This window comes from Brevundimonas sp. Soil_N_31, assembly GCF_057655995.1.
This window is the reverse complement of the sequence record NZ_JBDGLE010000008.1, coordinates 47193-66640: the sequence shown is the minus strand read 5'-3', so window position 1 is coordinate 66640 and position 19448 is coordinate 47193. Positions and strand designations below refer to the sequence as shown.

The 19448-nt window shown below is 68.8% G+C and carries 23 protein-coding genes; 17 read left to right on the top strand and 6 right to left on the bottom strand.

The window, feature by feature from the left end:
- Window positions 1–9: 9 nt before the first annotated feature.
- From AC3A3G_RS13555 to AC3A3G_RS13545, 3 genes are all read right to left on the bottom strand, one after another.
- Window positions 10–396: a helix-turn-helix domain-containing protein gene (locus AC3A3G_RS13555; protein WP_125900753.1), complete on the bottom strand. Its 387-nt coding sequence runs from the start codon at window positions 394–396 to the stop codon at window positions 10–12.
- 63 nt (window positions 397–459) lie between these two features.
- Window positions 460–1053, bottom strand: coding sequence for a helix-turn-helix transcriptional regulator (locus AC3A3G_RS13550; RefSeq protein WP_487488423.1), 594 nt, complete (start codon window positions 1051–1053; stop codon window positions 460–462).
- 64 nt (window positions 1054–1117) lie between these two features.
- Window positions 1118–1678 (bottom strand): NifU family protein, encoded by a 561-nt coding sequence (locus AC3A3G_RS13545; RefSeq protein ID WP_487488422.1) that lies wholly within the window; start codon window positions 1676–1678, stop codon window positions 1118–1120.
- 186 nt (window positions 1679–1864) lie between these two features.
- On the opposite strand from AC3A3G_RS13545, the gene AC3A3G_RS13540 reads away from it, so the two are divergent.
- From AC3A3G_RS13540 to AC3A3G_RS13525, 4 genes are all read left to right on the top strand, one after another.
- On the top strand, window positions 1865–2338 hold the full coding sequence (locus tag AC3A3G_RS13540; RefSeq protein ID WP_125900755.1) for a translation initiation factor IF-2: 474 nt from the start codon (window positions 1865–1867) through the stop codon (window positions 2336–2338).
- A gap of 100 nt (window positions 2339–2438) precedes the next feature.
- Complete coding sequence (locus AC3A3G_RS13535) at window positions 2439–2972, top strand: hypothetical protein (protein WP_200167265.1); 534 nt, start codon at window positions 2439–2441, stop codon at window positions 2970–2972.
- Between the two features lie 53 nt (window positions 2973–3025).
- Complete coding sequence (locus AC3A3G_RS13530; RefSeq protein ID WP_368923111.1) at window positions 3026–3658, top strand: LysE family translocator; 633 nt, start codon at window positions 3026–3028, stop codon at window positions 3656–3658.
- An 88-nt stretch (window positions 3659–3746) separates the two neighbouring features.
- Window positions 3747–4298 carry a CC0125/CC1285 family lipoprotein gene (locus AC3A3G_RS13525; protein ID WP_371412940.1) on the top strand — a complete coding sequence of 184 codons (552 nt, stop codon included), beginning with the start codon at window positions 3747–3749 and terminating at the stop codon, window positions 4296–4298.
- Window positions 4299–4393: 95 nt separating this feature from the next.
- Here AC3A3G_RS13525 and AC3A3G_RS13520 read toward each other — a convergent pair whose 3' ends face one another.
- Complete coding sequence (locus tag AC3A3G_RS13520) at window positions 4394–5134, bottom strand: DUF6065 family protein (RefSeq protein WP_368923109.1); 741 nt, start codon at window positions 5132–5134, stop codon at window positions 4394–4396.
- Window positions 5135–5225: 91 nt separating this feature from the next.
- Here AC3A3G_RS13520 and AC3A3G_RS13515 point away from each other — a divergent pair, with 91 nt between their 5' ends.
- From AC3A3G_RS13515 to AC3A3G_RS13470, 10 genes are all read left to right on the top strand, one after another.
- Entirely contained in the window at window positions 5226–5771 is a 546-nt protein-coding gene (locus AC3A3G_RS13515) for a prolyl-tRNA synthetase associated domain-containing protein (protein ID WP_487488421.1), read from the top strand.
- 130 nt (window positions 5772–5901) lie between these two features.
- Window positions 5902–6780 (top strand): CPBP family glutamic-type intramembrane protease, encoded by an 879-nt coding sequence (locus AC3A3G_RS13510; RefSeq protein WP_368923105.1) that lies wholly within the window; start codon window positions 5902–5904, stop codon window positions 6778–6780.
- 152 nt (window positions 6781–6932) lie between these two features.
- Window positions 6933–8699 carry a hypothetical protein gene (locus AC3A3G_RS13505; protein ID WP_487488420.1) on the top strand — a complete coding sequence of 589 codons (1767 nt, stop codon included), beginning with the start codon at window positions 6933–6935 and terminating at the stop codon, window positions 8697–8699.
- A gap of 143 nt (window positions 8700–8842) precedes the next feature.
- Window positions 8843–9286 (top strand): hypothetical protein, encoded by a 444-nt coding sequence (locus tag AC3A3G_RS13500; RefSeq protein WP_487488419.1) that lies wholly within the window; start codon window positions 8843–8845, stop codon window positions 9284–9286.
- A 211-nt stretch (window positions 9287–9497) separates the two neighbouring features.
- The gene (gene trxA / locus AC3A3G_RS13495) at window positions 9498–10397 is read left to right on the top strand and encodes a thioredoxin (RefSeq protein ID WP_200167259.1); all 900 of its coding nucleotides are present in this window, start codon (window positions 9498–9500) and stop codon (window positions 10395–10397) included.
- A gap of 10 nt (window positions 10398–10407) precedes the next feature.
- A complete protein-coding gene (locus AC3A3G_RS13490) occupies window positions 10408–11067 on the top strand; it encodes an LON peptidase substrate-binding domain-containing protein (RefSeq protein WP_200167257.1) in 660 nt (219 codons plus the stop codon).
- 102 nt (window positions 11068–11169) lie between these two features.
- On the top strand, window positions 11170–11364 hold the full coding sequence (locus AC3A3G_RS13485; protein WP_003166576.1) for a Trm112 family protein: 195 nt from the start codon (window positions 11170–11172) through the stop codon (window positions 11362–11364).
- An 89-nt stretch (window positions 11365–11453) separates the two neighbouring features.
- On the top strand, window positions 11454–11597 hold the full coding sequence (locus tag AC3A3G_RS13480) for a hypothetical protein (RefSeq protein WP_200167255.1): 144 nt from the start codon (window positions 11454–11456) through the stop codon (window positions 11595–11597).
- Window positions 11594–11797 (top strand): hypothetical protein, encoded by a 204-nt coding sequence (locus tag AC3A3G_RS13475; protein ID WP_003166573.1) that lies wholly within the window; start codon window positions 11594–11596, stop codon window positions 11795–11797. The genes AC3A3G_RS13480 and AC3A3G_RS13475 overlap by 4 nt, the downstream gene beginning before the upstream one ends.
- Window positions 11794–11985: an MGR2/ROMO1 family protein gene (locus AC3A3G_RS13470; protein WP_200167253.1), complete on the top strand. Its 192-nt coding sequence runs from the start codon at window positions 11794–11796 to the stop codon at window positions 11983–11985. The genes AC3A3G_RS13475 and AC3A3G_RS13470 overlap by 4 nt, the downstream gene beginning before the upstream one ends.
- Before the next feature lie 15 nt (window positions 11986–12000).
- Here AC3A3G_RS13470 and AC3A3G_RS13465 read toward each other — a convergent pair whose 3' ends face one another.
- Window positions 12001–13254, bottom strand: coding sequence for a UbiH/UbiF/VisC/COQ6 family ubiquinone biosynthesis hydroxylase (locus tag AC3A3G_RS13465; protein ID WP_487488418.1), 1254 nt, complete (start codon window positions 13252–13254; stop codon window positions 12001–12003).
- Window positions 13255–13417: 163 nt separating this feature from the next.
- On the opposite strand from AC3A3G_RS13465, the gene AC3A3G_RS13460 reads away from it, so the two are divergent.
- The 3 genes from AC3A3G_RS13460 to xth all read left to right on the top strand — a co-directional run bounded on the left by AC3A3G_RS13460 (window position 13418) and on the right by xth (window position 17954).
- A complete protein-coding gene (locus AC3A3G_RS13460) occupies window positions 13418–15922 on the top strand; it encodes an FtsK/SpoIIIE family DNA translocase (protein ID WP_487488417.1) in 2505 nt (834 codons plus the stop codon).
- A 361-nt stretch (window positions 15923–16283) separates the two neighbouring features.
- Entirely contained in the window at window positions 16284–16925 is a 642-nt protein-coding gene (locus AC3A3G_RS13455) for a LolA family protein (protein ID WP_487488416.1), read from the top strand.
- 231 nt (window positions 16926–17156) lie between these two features.
- A complete protein-coding gene (gene xth, locus AC3A3G_RS13450; RefSeq protein ID WP_487488415.1) occupies window positions 17157–17954 on the top strand; it encodes an exodeoxyribonuclease III in 798 nt (265 codons plus the stop codon).
- 7 nt (window positions 17955–17961) lie between these two features.
- Here the strand turns inward: xth and AC3A3G_RS13445 are convergent, their stop codons facing one another.
- Window positions 17962–19395, bottom strand: a complete 1434-nt coding sequence (locus tag AC3A3G_RS13445; protein WP_200167243.1) for an SLC13 family permease — start codon at window positions 19393–19395, stop codon at window positions 17962–17964.
- Between the last annotated feature and the right edge of the window lie 53 nt (window positions 19396–19448).

Here is a 19448-nt window from a genome sequence, read left to right as displayed (position 1 = left end):
GCGCGTCGTTCAGGCCGCCGCCAGCGGCGCCGGTTCGGCCAGAGCCTGAACCACCCGCGTCAGGGCGCGACGCACCTCGGGGTCGGCGATACGGGGGAAGGCGTCGGCCAGACCCCGCCCCTCGACGCTGCCCAGCAGGGCCGCCGCCGGATTCTCCGTCTCGACCGCATCCGGCCGGACGGGAAAGAAGTCGGCCACCGAACAGCCCAAGGCCGTCGCCACCTGATGCAGACGCGACGCCGAGACCCGGTTGGCGCCCGCCTCATACTTCTGAACCTGCTGGAAGCTGACGCCCAGCTCGCGCGCCAGCGCCGACTGCGACAGGCCCAGGGCGGACCGTCGGGCGGCGATCCTCAAGCCGACGGCCTGGTCGATCTGTTGAACGCTGCGCGACATGACGACACCTCCGATTGCAATCACAACGTTTCACAACCCACCGCAGAACGCAACTATTTCGTTTCATTCCTCATCAAGACGCGCCGTTACAGCCGACACCGCACGCACGGCTGCGCGCGCCATGCGCTCGATTCCGTCCAGCCCGCCCGCGCCGCGCACGATGATCTCGTCCTCGTCGGCGCGCTCATAGATCCGCACCCGCACGTGGCCGTCTTCGGTCTCGATCACGCATCCCTGGTCCCGTCGCGGCCAGCGCCCGGGGGCGTACTCCAGCACCGTCCCCGCCGCCGCCCAGGGCGCCAGTTCATCGGTCTCCAGCCGGAGGCGCCGCCGGTCGGCGACCGCGCCGTCGAACGCCCTCCCCCGCGCCTCAAGGCCGCGCACGTCCCGCGTCGGTATCGGCGTCGCCGGCGCGCCCAGCATAGCCAGCGCCAGATCCTCGGGCGTCATGTCCAGCGCCCCGGTCAGGCGTCGCTGCACGTCGGGTCGGAACAGGCCGGGACGCTTGCCGGCTTCATAGAGTCCCCAACCCTGGCTGGTCATGCCGATCTTCTGGCCGGCTTCGGCCTGGCTCAGGCCGCGTTCGCGGCGCAAGGCCGCCAAGGCCTCCCCCAGAAGGCGGGCCTCATGTCCGGTCTGATCGTCGGATGCGCGCATGCCGTCACCATGCCTCGCGCCGTCGCCCGGCGCGAGCGTTTCATGTGAAACACCCTGAAAGGGCTCAGAGCACCTGTTCGACGCTCGTCACCTCGGGAACATAGTGGCGCATCATCTGCTCCACCCCGGCCTTCAGCGTGGCCGAGGACGACGGACAGCCGGCGCAGGCGCCGCGCATCCGCAGCCGCAGAACCCCGGTGTCTTCGTCGAAATGGTCGAACAGGATGTCGCCGCCGTCCTGGGCCACGGCCGGACGGATGCGGCTGTCCAACAGGCCCTTGATCTCGGCCACGATCTCGCTGTCCGGCGCGCCGTCGTCATCGACCGCCGCCACGCCCGCCCGCACCAGCTGCGCGCCCGAGACGAAATGATCCATCACCACCGACAGGATCGGCGCCTTCATCGCCGTCCAGTCCGGGCCGTCCGCCGCGCGCGTGACCGACACGTAGTCGGCGCCGAAGAAGACGCCCTCGACGCCTTCCAGCTCGAACAGAGCCTCGGCCAGGGGCGAGGCCGCCGCCTCGTCGATAGTGCGGTATTCCAGCGTCTGTTCCATCGCGACCTCGCGGCCGGGCAGGAACTTCAGGACGTTCGGATTGGGCGTGGCTTCGGTCTGGATGAACATGGCCCGCAGATGCGCCCTGACGCGCGCCGGTTCAAGAGCCCCGCCGCCCGGCCTCTTGCACTTTCATGCAAGGTCACGCTTGCGCTTCGTCCGCGACGCCCCCACCGTGCGCCCCATCTCCGGTCGCTCCCGGCCGGCGAGTTCTTAGTCTGACGGGCGCGCCCGTCGCCTGCCGGAGCCCCCCTCATGTCCCGCCTGACTCTCGCCGCCGCTGTCGCGGCCCTGACCGTTTGCGCCGCCCCCGCCTTCGCACAGGACGCCCCGCCAGCGCCGCCGGCCGCCGCGCCTGCGCCCGCCCGCACCCCCTCGCCGGAAGAAGCCGCCTTTGAAGCCAGGGGCGAGGCCTTCAACGCCGAGGCCGAGCGGATGAAGGCCGAACTGGACGCCGTGATCGAGGATCCGGCTCTGGACGCCGAGACCAAGAAGACCCGTACCGACGCCATCATCACCCGCTACGAACCCGCCTTCAACGCCTTCGCCGACGACCTGGGCGCCTTCTTCCGCACCTTCGCCGAGAAGCCAGAGAACGCCGAGAAGAAGACCGAAATCCTGGCCGCCGCCGAAGCCGCCCCGGCCCAGATCCGCGCCATTCCGGCCCAGATCCGTCAAGCCGTCGCCCAGGCCGTGACCGCTCCGCCTGCTCCCGCCGCTGCGGACTGATCCAACGGATTGAGGCGTCGTCTTTCGCGCCTTACCGCGATTTCACTTGAGCGTTCGCGCCCTTCGGCGGACCTTGCAGCGTCCGCCGAAGGAGCTTCCCATGGTCCGCGCCCTCTCGCTCGCCCCCCTCTCGCTCGCCGCCGCCCTCGCCTTGCTGCCGGTTTCCGCTGCGGTGGCTGAAGAACAGAAAACCTCCGCTGATATCCAGCTCGAAAACGCCGCCGCCGCCTTCGAGCAGAAGATGGAGGAATTCGGCGCGCGCGCTGAACGCATCCAGGCGGACGAGAACCTGACCGAGACCCAGAAAGGCCTGCGCGTCGCGGCTCTGTGGTCCGACTATCAACCGCACGTGGTCGATTTTACCGCCGAGGCGACCCGCCAGGCCGGCCTGATCGCCGAAGCCGCACTGGCCGAGATCGACGTCGAGGCGATCGTCCGCGAGGCCATGGCCGGCGTCGAACCTGCGATCGAAGGCCTGGCGACCAACGGCGCCTGGGCCCAGGCTGACCCGGAACAGATGATCACCTACGGGCTGATCGCCCAGTACGGCATGGATCAGGCCCTGGACGCCATGGACGAAGTCGAGGCCGCCCTGACCGTTCCGCCGACGCCGCCGATCCCGGCCGAAATCTGACGTCGGCGCCCGCGACGGCTTGACGCAGAACGCGCCGGGCCCGAAAGGGCCTTATGGCCGCGCTTCCCGTTGATCCGCATCTCTATCTGGCCTTTCTCGGCGTCATGGCCGTGATGGCCGTTACGCCGGGCCCGGCCAACATCTTCGCCGTCGCCACGGGCATGGAGAAGGGCAAGGCCGCCGCCCTGACCGCCGTCCTGGGCATGAACGCAGCCACCCTGGTCTGGTTCGCCGCCGCCGCCCTGGGCCTGGGCGCGCTGGTCGCGGCCTTTCCTCAGGTCTTCCGCATCATCGCCGTCCTGGGCGCCCTCTATGTCGCCTGGCTGGGGATCAAGGCCCTGCACGGGGCCTTCAACACCGCCGCCGAACCCGATCACGCCCAGGTCCGGCGCGGCCGCAACGCCCTGATCGACGGCTTCATGGTCCAGATCGCCAATCCCAAGGCCATCCTCTTCTTCACCGCCGTCCTGCCGCCTTTCCTCGATGTCAGCCGCCCCGTCGCGCCGCAGCTGGCCCTGTTCGCCGTCGGCACGATCAGCCTCGATCTTCTGGGCATGTCCGCCTACGGCCTGGGCGGAGCCGCCCTGGCGCGACAGATGACCGCGCCGCGCTTCCGCAAGGGTTTCGGCATTGTGGTCGGATGTCTTCTGCTCCTCGCCGCCGTTCTCATCGTCTCGCGTCTGTGATGGGTGCGGGATGAGCGGTTTGGAACTTGACCATTCACCCCTCGTTCAGACCGACGGGCGTTCAATGAACGCTCAAGGAGAGTTTTCCATGATGAAGCTTCGCAAAACCCCGGTGCTGATCGCCCTGGCGGGCGCGCTCGCCCTGGGCGCCTGCGCGACGGCCACCCCCTACCAGCCGATCGGCTCGAAGGGTCAGGGCGGCTATGCCGAGCAGCGCCTGGAGTCCAACCGCTACGCCGTCAGCTTCTCGGGCAATTCGGTCACCTCGCGCGACCAGGTCGAGATGTCCCTGCTGCTGCGCTCGGCTGAACTGACGGTCGAGAACGGCTACGACTGGTTCGCCACCGTCACCCGCGCCACCGACCGCGATACCCGGTTCTACACGACGCCGGATCCCTTTTACTACGACCGCTACGGTCCCTACTGGGGTCCGTCATGGCGCTTCTACCAGCGCGGCTACTGGAGCACCTGGGATCCCTATTGGGGCCGGGAGCGCGATATCCGCCAGGTCGACCGCTATGAGGCCACGGCCGAGATCGTCATGGGCCGCGGGCCTAAGCCCGCCGGCGACCCCAACGCCTTCGACGCCCGCGAGGTCATCAACAACCTCGGCTCGCGCGTGACCCGTCCGGCTTCTTAAGCGGGCCGCTAACGCTCGCGACTTGAGCGGCGCTAGACATGACAACGCCCGCTTCCGCCGACGGAGGCGGGCGTTGCTGCATCAGGCGCTTGGCCTCAGCCGATGCGCGGGTTCTTCAGGCGGCGCTTGTTCGCATGGGTCGCCGGCGCCGTGCCCAGGGCCTCGGGCACCTCGCCCTTGAAGTAGAAGCGCTGCCACGCCTCCTTGGCCGCGTCGGGGTCGCCCGAGGCCAGGCGGGTGTTGAAGTCGGTGCGCGAGCGGTTCCAGGCCTCGAACTGCCCCTTCATGCCGGGGTTGGACTCCAGCGAGCGGATGACCGGCTCGAACTGCTCCACCTTGCGGTGCTCGACCGGCAGGATGAAGCAGAAGGGCTCGCCCTTCTCGAACTTGACCCGGCCCGGCCGCGTGAAGATCCAGTTCATGGTGAAGGGGAAGGGCAGCCAGTCCGTCTCGATCAGGCCGCTCAGCGGCTGGATGCCGTCCTTGACGTGGTTGGGCGAGCCCTGCGCGATCAGCCCCCAGCCCGGCGGCGTGCGGAACAGATACTGCGGGTGCATGGTCAGCACCCCGCGCGAGAAGTGCGAAGTGACGAAGTGGTCCAGTTCGGGCTGCGGCCGGTCCGGCGTGATCTTGATATCGGTCTGCGACGGCCCGCCGTTCCACTCGGCCGTGAAGCCGAAGGGACACAGGATCTCCCACCCCGTGGTGTTGGCCATGGTCAGCGGCAGACAGCGATAGGGGTGACGGCTGGCGAAGGCGTCCATCCAGTTGCGCGACTGGCGGCCCGGCGCCAGGTCGCACGGACGCGCATTCATCGGATAGCATTCCAGTTCCAAGACGCGGCTCCCAAGCTTGACGAATAAGGCGGCGACCCTGAGGGTCGGCTTCCTCCCCTATCGCCCTCGCCGCCCGCCCGACAAGACCGAGATGACCGCCATCGCCGCCGATCCCGCCTCCGATATCCTGCACGAGCCCGCGTATGACCGCGCCCGCCTGCTGGCCTGGATGGCCGAGCACCGCATCGAACAGACCACCCACGACCACCCGGCCGTCTTCCGCGTCGAGGAAGGGCTGGACCTCAAGGCCGACCTGCCGGGCCTGCACACCAAGAACCTGTTCCTCAAGGACAAGAAGGGTCGCCTGTGGCTGATCTCGGCGGCCCAGGACACGGTCATCGACCTGAAGCGCGCCCATCGCGCCATGGGCGCGGACCGCCTGTCCTTCGGCAATGAGACCCTGCTGTGGGAGACGCTGGGCGTGCGCCCCGGCTCGGTCACGGCGCTGGGCCTGATCAACGACCTCGACCGCCGCGTGACCTTCGTCCTGGACCGCCGCCTGTGGGAGGCGGCTGTCGTCAACTTCCACCCCCTGGCCAACATCGCCACCACCGCCCTGAGCCAGGACAGCTTCCGCCGCGCGCTGGCCTTGCTCGACCGCGAGCCGATCGTGGTGGACTTCGACGCCCTGGACTGATGCAAGGCAAATGGTCTGGCCGATCGTAGGCGTCAGTAGGGGTTGCTCTGGTCCGTAGAAAGAATTCTGTTACGTAAGATTGAGAGCAAGGACGTGGATATCCTTGGCCCCTCCCCCTGCGGACACGCTCATGATCGCGCACAGACTGTCGCCGTTTTTCGCTCTCGCGCTGGCGGCGCTCACCTTCTGGGTTTTGGTTTCGGCGCCGGGGGTCGTGGAGCCTGAATTCGCCGGAACGATCTACGGCGTTTTCGCCCTGCTCGTGGCTCTCCTATTTGGCTTGATTTTCATCGGCCTGCATTTCGCGACTGCCGGCTCGACAACCTTCTGGAGCGCAGGCTCCCCACCGGATCAGGTCGGCCGCGTCGGAGCCATGATCGGCGCGACGCTCGCAATTCACTTGGGTTTGAGTTGGTTTCTGGAACTCCTGGGCCACGCCAATGAGACCAGCGCCATAGTCGGCCTTCTCTGCTGGACGCTTATCCCGGCGACCTTCCTTGCCCTCGGCCTTGTCAGATGGCCCGCACGACTGACACGCGCGTCCAGACTCAGACTGTCCTTGGGGAGCGTGGCCGCGCTCGGCTTCGCCATAGGCGTCAGCTACCTGAAGTTCGCAAATGCCCCGCCAGACTCCGAGATTCTAACGGTGGGCGACCTGGTCCTCCATGGCCCCGTTCTGCTTGTCGCCGCGGCTGCCGAGGAAGTCGTCTTCCGCGTTTTGCTTCTTACTGCCTTACTGGACCTCACCCGGTCGCGGTTTCATGCCGTATTCGTGTCGAGCGTCGTGTTCGGACTGGGGCACGCGCCTCTCGCCCTGATCCAGCCCGTAGCGCTTGGAGATTGGGCCTTGTTGCAGCATGCCGCCCAAGCCTACGCTCCCCACCTGCTTCTCCAGGTATTGGGCGGCTTGGCATTAGGAAGCGTTTGGCTGCGAACCGGCTCTCTCGGCCTCGTGGTCGTGACCCACGCCATCATGAATGTGGGGCCAGTACTGCCATTCGATTTTTGACATCGCCGCGAGCAGACGAACTGGAAAGTCCCGTTTCCCAGAATCGCCCTGTCTAAGGGGCGCGCTGAGGCGTAATATCGCCGTTCTCGATTTCATCACGCGCGCCTGTGCGGCGGACGTTCATCGTGTCAGGCCCTGAAAGGGGACGGTGCATGAGACTGTTCTGGAAAGCCTTCGCCGTGGGCGGAGCGGGTCTGGTTCTGGCCGGGCCGATGACCGCCCTCCCTACGTCCGACGCCGCAACGGCGCTGCGCCTCGAGCGCCTGTTCGGCGGCGTCTGCGGGCCGGGTTCCGGCGGCGGCGCCCTGGCCCGCAGCCTGCTGGTCGCCTCGGCCGTCGCCGCGCCCGCCAGTCAGGCGCAGCCCATTCCCCTCTATCCCGACCTGACGGCCTCGCCGTTCAAGGCGACCACCGACGACGCCGGCGCCCAGGCCTATTTCAGCCAGGGGCTGACGCTGGCCTACGGCTTCAACCACGCCGGGGCGGTGCGCTCCTTCCGCGAGGCGCAGAGCCGCGATCCCGCATGCGCCGCCTGCTGGTGGGGCGAGGCCATGGCCCTGGGCCCCAACATCAACGCGCCGATGGACGAGCGCGACCGGGCGGCGGCGCTCAAAGCCTTGAACCGCGCCCTGGTCCTGAGCGCCGGGGCCGCGCCGCACGAGCAGGCGCTGATCGACGCCCTGGGCCTGCGCTACTCCGACGATCCGGCGGCCGACCGCGCCGCCCTGGACGCCGCCTACGCCGACGCCATGCTGGTCGCCGCGCGCCGCTTTCCCGACAATGACGACGTCGCCGTCCTGGCCGCCGAGGCGGCGATGGACACCACGCCCTGGAACTATTGGGAGGCCGACCAGCGCACCCCCGTCGGCCGCATCGGCGAGGCGATCCGCCTGATCGAGACGGTCCTGGACCGCAGTCCCGCCCACCCGCAGGCGGCCCACCTCTACATCCACCTGATGGAGGCCGCCGATCCGGCGCGGGCCGAGGCGGCGGCCGACCGCATGACCGCCTCCCGCCCCGCCAGCGCCGGCCATCTGGTGCATATGCCCGGCCACATCTACGTGCGGCGCGGGCACTACGCCGAGGCCATGCGCCTGAACCTCGCGGCGGCGCGCGCGGACGAGGTCTTCATCCGCGACACCAACGACGAGAGCCTGGTCCGCTACGGCTACTATCCGCACAACATCCACTTCATCGTCGCCTCGGCCCAGATGGCCGGCGACATGGACACGGCCCTGCGCGAAGCGCGGCGTCTGCGCACCGTGCTGGACCCCGAGACCTCGGCCCGCATCGCCTGGGTCCAAGTCATCGACGCCGCCCCCTATCAGGCCCTGGCCCAGTTCGCCGAGCCTCGCGCCGTTCTGGCCGCGCCCGCGCCCGACGCCCGCCTGCCCTACGCCGCCGCCATGCGCCACTACGCCCGCGCCGTCGCCCACGCCCGGTTGCACGACCAGAGAAGCTTCGACCGCGAAATGGCGGCGCTGAACGCGCTGAAGGCCTCCCCCGCCCTGGCCGACATGGTCGCCCAGGGCGTGCCCGCGCCCGATCTTCTGGCCCTGGCCGAGGCCGTGGCCTACGGGCGCATGGCCATGGCGCGCGGCCGCCCCGCCGAGGCGACGGAGCATTATCGCCGCGCCGCCGATCTGGAGGCCGCCCTGCCCTATATGGAGCCCGCCTTCTGGTACTATCCGGTGCATCAGTCTCTGGGCGCGGCCCTCTATCAGGCCGGACGCCCGGACCTGGCCGCCGACGCCTTCCGCCTGGCCCTGGCCCAGACGGCGAACAACGGCTGGGCCCTCTACGGCCTGGCCCGCGCCGAATCCGCCCAAGGCCGCGCCGCCGAAGCCGCCGCCGCCGACCAGGCCCTCAAGACCGCCTGGCTGGGCGACGCCCGCTGGCTGCGGATGGACCGGCTGTAGAACGCCCTTTCTTACCGCCGAAGCCGGACACGTCCTATTCGCCCTCCCGTTCTCAACCGCGCGTAGGTCGAAAACAGCCAGCCCACACACCAACCTGCGTTATGTGTTATGTGTTCTTTCCACAGCAAGAGGGGCGCGCGGACATGATGGGATGGCTCTGGATGTCGATCTTGGTGGCGACCGAACCAACCAGCGGCGCCTGGAGGCATGTCACCGACGATCCGGGGAACGCAATCCTAGCGGTGAACACAGCCGATATCACCGGCCCGCGTCAACATCGCATCGTCACCGTCGCTGCGGTCAATAGTGGGACGCTGGCTCACCTCGGCGGCTACGCCCTGGCGAGGGTGGCGATAGATTGTGAAGCAAACCGTACTTCTCTGACTGGCTTGGAAGTGAAGGCTCCAGACGGGTCGTTTCTTCGCTCCGTCAATTCTGAAGATCTCGTCGTCGAACCCGGCGATATCGCCAATGTCCCATCATCCGTAGTCACCATGGCCTGTGATGGCGTCGAAATGACAACTTCCGCCTACAAGTCCGATGTAGACTTCATGGCTTGGGCCATCCCGCGTCTGGCCAGGCCCTGACGGACACCCGCTTCTGACGCACCCGCCCGCTATCACAGGCTGGCTTCGTCTCTGATCGGCGACAGATTTCAGACGATTCAGACGAATTGGACTCTGTTTTTTCCGCTCTCCTCGCCTTCGCCTGCGGCAAGGCGCGCTTTCGGCTTGATGGCGAGGCATCCCGACGCCATCTGATCCGTTACCTTCCTTCGACCCCCATGCGGACCCGACCATGACCTTCGCCGACCCGTCCCTGACCACCCCGCCCGACCTGATCAAGGACGGCACGGACGCCTCCTTCATGACCGATGTGATCGAGGCCTCGAAGCATCAGCCGGTCATCGTCGACTTCTGGGCGACCTGGTGCGGACCGTGCCGGACGCTCGGCCCCGCGCTGGAGAAGGCCGTGCGCGCCGCCAAGGGGGCGGTGAAGATGGTCAAGATCGACGTCGACGCCAACCCGGCCTATGCGGGCCAGCTGCGGGTGCAGTCGATCCCGACCGTCTACGCCTTCGTCAACGGCCAGCCGGTCGACGGCTTCCAGGGCGCCATTCCCGACAGCCAGATCAAGGCCTTCATCGACAAGCTGACCGGCGGAGAAGGCGTCAACACCGACGTCGAGCAACTGCTGTCGCTGGGCGAGGAATCGCTGGGCCTCAGCGATCTGGGCGGCGCCGCCCAGGCCTTCGCCCACGTCCTGACGATGGAGCCGGACAACCAGAAGGCCATCGCCGGCATGGCCCGCGTCTATCTGGCCGAGGGCGACGCCGAACAGGCGGCCCAGACCATCGCCATGGCCCCCGCCGATTCCACTGAACCGACGGTTCAGGCCGTGCGCGCCCAGCTGTCGCTGGCCTCGGCCGCCCCGACGGGCGCGACCGCCGAGCTGGAGGCCCGGCTGGCCGCGAACAAGAACGACCACGAGGCCCGCTTCGACCTGGCCCAGGCCCTGGCCTCGGCGGGCGATCTGAAGGGGGCGGTCGACCACCTGCTGACTATCGTCCAGGCCGAGCGCGAGTGGAACGACCAGGCCGCGCGCAAGCAGTTGCTGACGGTGTTCGAGGCCGCCGGCCCCAACAGCGAAGTCGCCCGCGACGGACGACGGCGCCTGTCCTCCATCCTGTTCTCCTAACGGCGCGATCATGGCTCAGGGCTACGTCAAGGCCAGCGAACTTCCCCAGGTGATCCCGGTGTTTCCCCTGCCGGGCTCCATCCTCCTAGCGCGGGGCCAGCTGCCGCTGAACATCTTTGAGCCGCGCTATCTGAACATGGTGGACGACGCCATGGCGGGCGACCGGATGATCGGCCTGATCCAGCCGGTCGGCCCCGCGGGCCTGCGCCCGCCCCTGACCCGCGTCGGCTGCGCCGGGCGGATCACCAGCTTCGCCGAAACCTCGGACGGGCGCTATCTGATCACCCTGACCGGGGTGTGCCGCTTCGCCGTGGCGACCGAGATGCAGGTCCGCACCCCCTATCGCCAGGCGCGGGTCGACTTCCTGCCCTATGAGACGGATCTGCGCGCTCCGGACCCGGCCGAGGATTTCAACCGCGAGCCCTTCCTCTCGGCCCTGGCGCCCTATCTGACGGGACGCGGCATGGACATCGACTGGGACACCGCCCGCGCGGCGCCGCAGGAGGCCCTGGTCAACAGCCTGGCCATGGCCCTGCCGTTTGATCCGCCCGAGAAACAGGCCCTGCTGGAGGCCCTGACCCTGACCGAGCGCGAAGCGGCCCTGACCGCCCTCCTGCGCATCGAAGCCGTCGCCCCCGACGACGACGAGCCGGGTCCGGCGATGCAGTAGTCTGAGCGCGCCCAACGCGATAAACACACGACCAACAGAACAGGGCGCCCGACGCCCTCAAGCAGCGAGCGCCCGCGGCGCGAGCGATAGGGCACTTAAATAATGAGCGACGCCTTCAACACCCCCGTCTCGGTCGATCCCCGCCTGCTGGAGGTGCTGGTCTGCCCCGTCACGCGCGGCCGCCTGACCTATGACCGCGAGCGCAACGAACTGGTTTCGGCGGGCGCCAAGCTGGCCTTCCCCATCCGCGACGGCGTGCCGATCATGCTGGCCGAAGACGCCCGCCCGCTGGACTGAACCTTACGCCGCGCTTAGGCGGCGCCCCGCTTTCCTCATCGCGCCCTTATGGCCGTCGGGTGTTTCTTCGTCTCATGAAGGAGCCCCTCATGAGCCGCCGCGCCCTGCTGAACCAGTCGCTGAGCCGCCCAGCACCGCCCGAGCCCGCCGCACCCAGCGTCTGGCGCATGGTCCAGACCGTGCTGGCCCTCTACCTGGGCTGCACGCCTCGCAACGGGAGCCGCCCGCGATGATGAGCGGCTATCCCGACGGGCGCCCCGCCGCCCCTCACCGCCCGCGCGCCTATGGCGTCGTCGCCCGCGACGGCGGCTGGTGCGTCACCCTGGACGGCTGCGCCACCCGCCCCTTCAAGGACCGCGAGGCCGCCGCGCGCATCGCCCGCCAGCTGCAGCGTCAGGCTGACGGCCTGCTCCAGACCGAGCCTCGCTCATGACCGCCGCCCGCGCCAAGGCCCGGCCCGTCCTGTTCGAGATTCGTCGCCTGGGCCGCGTCTGGCGGCTGACCTCCTCGGACGGGCTCTTCTTCGGCCTGTTCCAGAACCGGGCCTCGGCCCTGCGCTGCGCGGTGGAAGAGGCCGACCGCCGCGACGACGCCGACGTGCTGCTGCACACCCACGACTGAGCCGAGCAGGCCCTCTTACAAGCTCTCGCCGCGCAGCAGGCGGGGCAGATCCCCCGTCGCCCCGCCGGCTTCATGCATGAAGGCGCGGCGCAGGGGGGCGATGCGGTTGACCGCCGCCATGCCCAGATCGCGGGCCAGCCGCACCGGGGCGATATCGTTGGAGAACAGGCGCACGAAGCCGTCGAACCCCGCCGCCAGCGCCGCATTGTCGAACCGGCGCCAGCGGGCGTAACGCTCCAGCACCAGTTCCGAACCGATGTCCTCGCCGATGCGCGCGGCCTCGGTCAGCACCTCCGACAGGGCGGCGACGTCCTTCAGGCCCATGTTCAGACCCTGCCCCGCCACCGGGTGCACCCCGTGGGCGGCGTCGCCGATGATGGCCATGCGCGGCGCCGTCAGCCTCTCGGCCAGTTGCAGCGACAGGGGATAGACGAAGCGCGGCCCCTCGATCGTCAGCCCTCCCAGGAAGTCGCCGAACCGCCGCGTCATATGGGCGTGGAAAGCCTCGTCCGAGGCCGAGCGCAACGCCTCGCCCCGGCGGGTGCTTTCCGTCCAGACCAGATTGGCCCGGTTCTCCGTCAGCGGCAGGATGGCGAAGGGGCCGTCCGGCAGGAAATACTCATGGGCGACGTTGCCGTGCGGCTTCTCCATGCGGACGGTGCAGACCACGCCGCTCTGCTGATAGGTCCAGCCGAAGACGTCGATGCCCGCCGCGCGACGCACGGTCGAGTTGTGGCCCTCGGCCCCGATCACAAGCGGCGCGGACAGAGTGGAGCCGTCCTTCAGCGTCACCGTCGCCCGCCCCGGCCCGACCGCAACATCGGCCACAGCGGCGGGGGCGCGGACCTCCAGACCTTGCGCCTCGACCAGTTCGGCCAGCGCAGAACGCAGACGGCGGTTCTCGACCATATAGCCCAGCGGCTCGCCGCCGTTGCGGTCGCCGATCTCGTCCGCGTCGAAGCGGATATAGGCGGCCGAGGGCTTACGGCTGGCCGCGCCGGGACGGCGGCCATCCGTCACCAGAATGCGGTCCATGCGGCAGGCGTGCGGCTCCAGCGCCTCGCCCAGCCCCAAGGCCTTCAACATGCGGAAGTTGGCGTAGGAGATCGCCGTCGCCCGCCCGTCGAAGGTCGGCGCCAGCTGGGCGTCGAAGGGCTGAGGGTCCACCATGACGGGCCGCAGGCCGCCCTGCGCCGCCGCCAGCGCAAAGGTCGCCCCGACCAGCCCTGCGCCGGCGATGATGATGTCGTAGTCGTCCGATCCGCTCATGCTGTCGTTCTAGGCCCCTATCGCGCGTCACGCCACCTCAAGCCCGCAGGCGCACTGGGACATAAGGGCTCATCCGCGCCAGCAAAGACCGGGCTGGTAAATGCCGCTTTAACCTTATGCGAGGCACTAAGGGCCAGAGTCCCGTTTTCAGAGGTCCGCCTTCATGTCCGCCGCCCTCGCGCTCGGCCATCGCGTCTGGAGCACCGCCCGCATCGTCTGGGCGGCGCCCTTCGCCGTGCGGTTCAGGGGCGTGCTGCAGGCCATGCTGGCCGCCCTTCTGCTGGTGGCCCTGATCTCGTGGAACCCGGCCGATCCCAGCTGGAACGCCGCATCGGCGCAGGCGCCGACCAACTGGCTGGGCGGGGCGGGCGCGACCTTCGCCGACCTGATCATGCAGTCGCTGGGGCTGGCGGCCTGGCCCGCGGTCCTGCTGGTGATCGCCTTCGGGCTGGCGGTGGCGATCGGCGACGCCCTGCAGCACCGGCTGCAGCCGACGCCGTTCAAGATCTTCTGCGCCATCGCGGGCGTGCTGCTGCTGTCGGCGGCCCTGTCGGCCCCGGCGGCGCCCGCCAAATGGCCGCTGGCAGCGGGCATGGGCGGGCTGTGGGGGGACGCCGTCACCGGCCTGGCCGCCAATGGCCTGGGCGCGTTGAAGGTGCCAGGCGCGCGCATCATTCTAGGTCTGCTGTTCCTGGCGCTGGCGTTGTGGAGCCTGGCCTACACCGTGGGCCTGCGCCTGCGCGACTTCACCGACACCGCAGGCTGGGCCGCCCAGAAGGGCGCCGAGGCCCGCGCCGCCCGACCGGCCAAGACCGCCAAACCGGGCAAAGCTCCGCGCGCCGTCGCCGAGGCCGCCGTCCCGGCCCGCAAGCCGCGCCATCGCCTGCCCGAGGCCGACAAGATAGAGGCCGACGATCCCCTCGCCGCGCCCGTCCCAACGCCCGCGCAGTCCGCCTTCGCGCCTCCGTCTGAGGCCCATGATGACGCAGACGCCTATGCCGACGAGGCCGACGCCTACACCCCGCCGTGGGAGGACGCGGCGCCCGCCCCCATCGCTCCGCCCTCGGCCCGGCCGAACCGCCCGGCCGAGCCCAAGGTGGCGGCGGTCAAGGCGCCCAAGCCCGTCCGCAGCGACACGGACCAGCAGGCCTTCGACTTCGCCAATGAGGGCGGCTTCGAACTGCCGCCGCTCGGCATACTGGCCAAACCCGGCCAGCGCGGCGGCGCCGTCGACGAGGAATCGCTGAAGGCCAACGCCAAGATGCTGGAGGGCGTGCTTCAGGAGTTTGGCGTGCGCGGCCAGATCGACCAGATCCGCCCCGGCCCCGTCGTCACCCTGTATGAACTGGTGCCCGCGCCCGGCGTGAAGCACGGCCGCGTTGTGGCCCTGGCCGACGACATCGCCCGCTCCATGTCCGCCCGCGCCTGCCGCATCAGCGTGGTTCAGGGGCGCAACGCCATCGGCATCGAACTGCCCAACGCCAAGCGCGAGACGGTCTTCCTGCGCGACCTGCTGGCGTCCGGCGAATACGACAAGAAAAGCCATCTGCTGCCGCTGGCGCTGGGCGAGACCATCGGCGGCGAGCCTTACGTCGCCGACCTGGCGCGGATGCCCCACCTGCTGATCGCGGGCACCACCGGCTCGGGCAAGTCGGTCGGGGTCAACGCCATGATCCTGTCGATCCTGTATCGTCACTCCCCCGCCGAGTGCCGCTTCATCATGATCGACCCCAAGATGCTGGAGCTGTCGGTCTATGACGGCATTCCGCATCTGCTGGCGCCGGTCGTGACCGATCCCAAGAAGGCGGTCGTGGCCCTGAAGTGGACCGTGCGCGAGATGGAGGACCGCTATCGCCGGATGTCCAAGCTCGGCGTCCGCAACGTCGCCAGCTACAACGAGCGCGCCCGCGAGGCGCAGGAAAAGGGCGAGCATTTCGAACGCACCGTCCAGACCGGCTTCGACGAACAGGGGCGCCCGGTCTATGAGTCCGAGAAGATCCGCCCTGAGCCCATGCCCTATCTGGTCGTGGTCATGGACGAGATGGCCGACCTGATGCTGGTCGCGGGCAAGGATGTGGAAGGCGCCGTCCAGCGTCTGGCCCAGATGGCGCGCGCGGCAGGCATCCACCTGATCATGGCGACGCAGCGCCCGTCGGTGGACGTCATCACCGGCACCATCAAGGCTAACTTCCCGACCCGGATCAGCTTCCAGGTCACGTCGAAGATCGACAGCCGCACCATCCTGGGCGAACAGGGCGGCGAACAGCTGTTGGGTCAGGGCGACATGCTCTACATGGCGGGCGGCGGACGCATCACCCGCCTGCACGGCCCCTTCGTCGGCGATCAGGAGGTCGAGGAGGTCTGCAAGCATCTGCGCGCCCAGGCCGAGCCGGAATACCTCGACCTGATCACCGACGAGCCGGACGGCGACGGCGACGGCGCCATGGGCGAAGACGGCGGCGGCACCGGCGACGACCTGTATGACCGCGCCGTGGCCGTGGTCACGCGCGACCGCAAGGCCTCGACCTCCTACGTCCAGCGCCGTCTGCAGATCGGCTACAACCGCGCCGCCACCCTGATCGAACGCATGGAGCAGGAAGGCGTCGTCAGCCCGGCAAACCATGCGGGCAAACGCGAGGTGTTGGCCGGTCCACCGCCTATGGTGTGATCGGCTGCGCCGAGGCTGCGGCTTTGCCGCCGGGCGCTATCGCTCGCCGCGCGGCGGCTCGCTGCTTCAGCGCCTCTTTCCTCCCCACTTTGTGGGGAGGGGGACCGCGTAGCGGTGGAGGGGTTTACGCCGAGAGAAATGGGAACAACCTTGCCTGCAAAAGACTAATGTCAGCAGAACCAAGCAGCCCCTCCGTCTCGGCGGCGATGCCGCCGATCCACCTCCCCATAAAATGGGGAGGAGAAATGAACACCGCTTCATCGGAGCGCCGGAATATGGTCAGGCTGGCGTCATCAGCCTGCCGGATGAAGTCGTCACCCTCATCGGGTCGAAAACCGTTCAGAACGGGAGAAGAAAAGACATGAGCATTTCCCGCCGCGCCTTCGGCCTCGGCTCCGCCGCCCTGGTCGCGCTCGCCACCGCCCCCGCCGCCGTCCTGGCGCAGGCCGGGCTGTCGGCCGACGATCAGGCCGTGCTGCGCCAGGCCCAGACCTATCTGACCGCCATGACCACGGCCCAGGGGACGTTCGTCGAGACCGGGCCGAACAATCAGCGTCGCACCGGCCGCTATTATCTGCAACGCCCCGGCAAGATGCGGTTCGAGTACACCGAGCCTGCGGGCCTGCTGGTCGTCGCCGACGGCAACAACGTCAGCCGCTGGGATCCGCGCCTGAACGTCTTCCGCCAGGCGCCGCTGGGCCAGACCCCGCTGTCCACCTTCCTGGCGCGCGAGGTCCGGCTGGATCAGGGCGTGAAGATCGATCGGATCACGCGCATGGACTCCGGCGCCTTCGCCATCACCGCCCGCGATGCTCGCCGCCCCAACGAAGGCTCGGTCATCCTGGCCTTCGCCGGCTCGCCCGTGCGCCTGCAGGAATGGACCATCACCGACGCGCAAGGCTCGCGCACGCGGGTCCAGCTGACCACGCTGCAACCGGCGCCGGGCCTGGCCGCCAGCCTGTTCCAGCTGCGCGACCCGACGCGTCGCAATCGCCGCAACTGATCCGCCGCCCAGAAAAAGAAGCAGGGCGAATTTGTGACAGTTTGACCTTTTTCGCCGGGCGTGACACTTTGGGCACAGGACGGCGGCGGCCGTCCCGCCCGCCACGGATTCATCCCCGCCTGGCGGCGAGAGAGACGAACTTCATGCGCCCGGACGTCGCTCCGGGCGCTTTTTTAATGCGCGCGACAACCGCCTTAGACCCCGCCCCGCCAAGCTGCTAAGCCCGCTGGCATGAGCCTTCGCATCGTCACCTGGAACATCAACTCGGTCCGCCTGCGCATTGATCAGGTCGCCCGTTTCGTCGCCGAGAACGCCCCGGACGTCCTGTGCCTGCAAGAGATCAAATGCACCGAGGACCAGTTTCCGCGTCAGGCCTTCATCGACATGGGCCTGCCCTACCTGCGGATCGGCGGCCAGAAGGGCTGGCACGGGGTGGCCATCGCCAGCCGCCTGCCCATCGTCGACAGCCCCAAGCTGGATGTCTGCCGCGAAGGCCACGCCCGCTGCGTTTCGGCCGTGGTCGAGGGCGTCGAGGTGCAGAACTTCTACATACCGGCGGGCGGCGACCTGCCGGACCGCGAACTGAATCCCAAGTTCGATCACAAGATGGACTTCTATGCGCGGCTGACCGCCGAGATGAAGACCCGCGACCGCCAGCGCCCTCTCGTCCTGGCCGGCGACTTCAACATCGCGCCGGGCGAGAACGACGTCTGGAACCACCGCTTCATGTCCAAGGTCGTCAGCCACACCCCCGGCGAGGTCGAGGCGCTCTATCGGCTTCAGGACGCGGGCGGGTTCGCCGATGTGGTGCGCGACCAGATCCCCGACCCGGTCAAGCTGGCCAGCTGGTGGAGCTATCGCGCCAAGGATTTCCGCAAGTCGAACCGGGGGCTGCGCCTCGACCATCTGTGGACCTCGCCCGGGCTGACGCCCGCCGTGGTCAAGGGCAGCGCCCGCATTCTGGACACAGTGCGCGAATGGGAACGGCCCAGCGACCACGCCCCGGTCGTGATGGACCTGGACGTCTGAGGCCGCCTCAGAAGGGGAAGAAGATCGGGATGGCGACCATGGCCGCCGCCCAGGTGATCAGGTTCAGCGGCGTGCCGACCCGGACGAAGTCCATGTAGCTGTAGCCGCCCATCTGATAGACGAGGACGTTGGTCTGATAGCCGAAGGGCGTGGCGAAGGCGGCCGAGGCGGCCATCATCACCGCCACCAGGAAGGGGCGCGGATCGACCCCCAGGCTCTCGGCCAGGGCGACGGCGATCGGCGTCACCAGCACCGCCACCGTGGCGTTGGACAGAAGCTCGGTCGCGAACAGGGTCACGCCGTAGAGCACGATCAAGGCGCCCAGCGGCCCGAACGGGCGGATCACCTCGATCAGCAGGCCCGCCCCCTGCGCCGCCAGCCCCGTCACCTCGATCGCCGTGCCGACCACCACCATGCCGGCGATCAGCAGCAGGATGTCCGGCTTCAGGCCCGAATAGGCCTCTTCCGGCGTCAGCACGCCCAGCAGGATCAGAGCCACCGCCCCGGCGAAGGCCGCCGCCGCGATCGGCGCGATCCCCAGCCCCGCCGCCGCCACCACCATCACGAAGACCGCCAGGGCGATCAGCGCCCGCTTCCACTGCAAGGGCCGGTCAGCCGAGGCGTAGAGGTCGACGTCGCCCAGATGGGCGTCGCCGGTGCCGTCGCGCTGGCTTCGGCTTTCGCCCAGATGCATGAGGCTGGGCAGGGCGAAAGGCAGACGCCAGCGGCCCAGGCGCGGCGACTTCGTCCGGGTTCGGGCGTCCGCCAAGGCGCGAGCCTCGGCCTCCTGTCGCTCGCGTTCGGCCTCGGCCTCTTCTTCGGCGGTCGCCGTACGGCCCAGCTGACGCGCGCCGAAGAAATAGAGCCACAACCCGCCGACCAGGGCGATGACCAGGCCCACGGGCGTGATCTCGAACAGGCTAAACACCGGCTGACCGGCGTTGCGCGCCATGTCGTTGACCAGCAGATTGGTCGAGGTGCCGATCAGGGTCAGCAGCCCGCCCAGCACCGTCACATGGCTGAGCGGCATCAGGAACCGCTTGGGCGACAGCTTCAGCGACTTGGCCATGTCGCGCACGACCGGCGCGGCCAGCACCACCACCGGCGTATTGTTCAGAAAGCCGCCGACCGAGCCGCACAGGCCGATCACCACCCAGATGCCCGTCGCGCCGAAACGCCGACACAAGGACGTCGCCTTGCGGATCATCAACCCCAGCAGGCCGGACAGCTCGATGGCGTAGGCGATGACGAACAGGCCGGCCAGGGCGATGACCGCCGGGCTGGCGAAGGCGCTCTGCACCTCGACCGGGCGCACCACGCCGAACAGCAGCAAGGCCGCCGCGCCGCTGAGCGCCACCACGTCCGAACGCATCCGCCCGTGGATCATCACCCCGACCACGGCGATCAGAACGATAAGCGCGATAATCTGGTCCAGCGTCACCCGCGCAAGACCCCCTCTTTCAGCCCAGCCGCGACCACGATCACGGGTCGGGG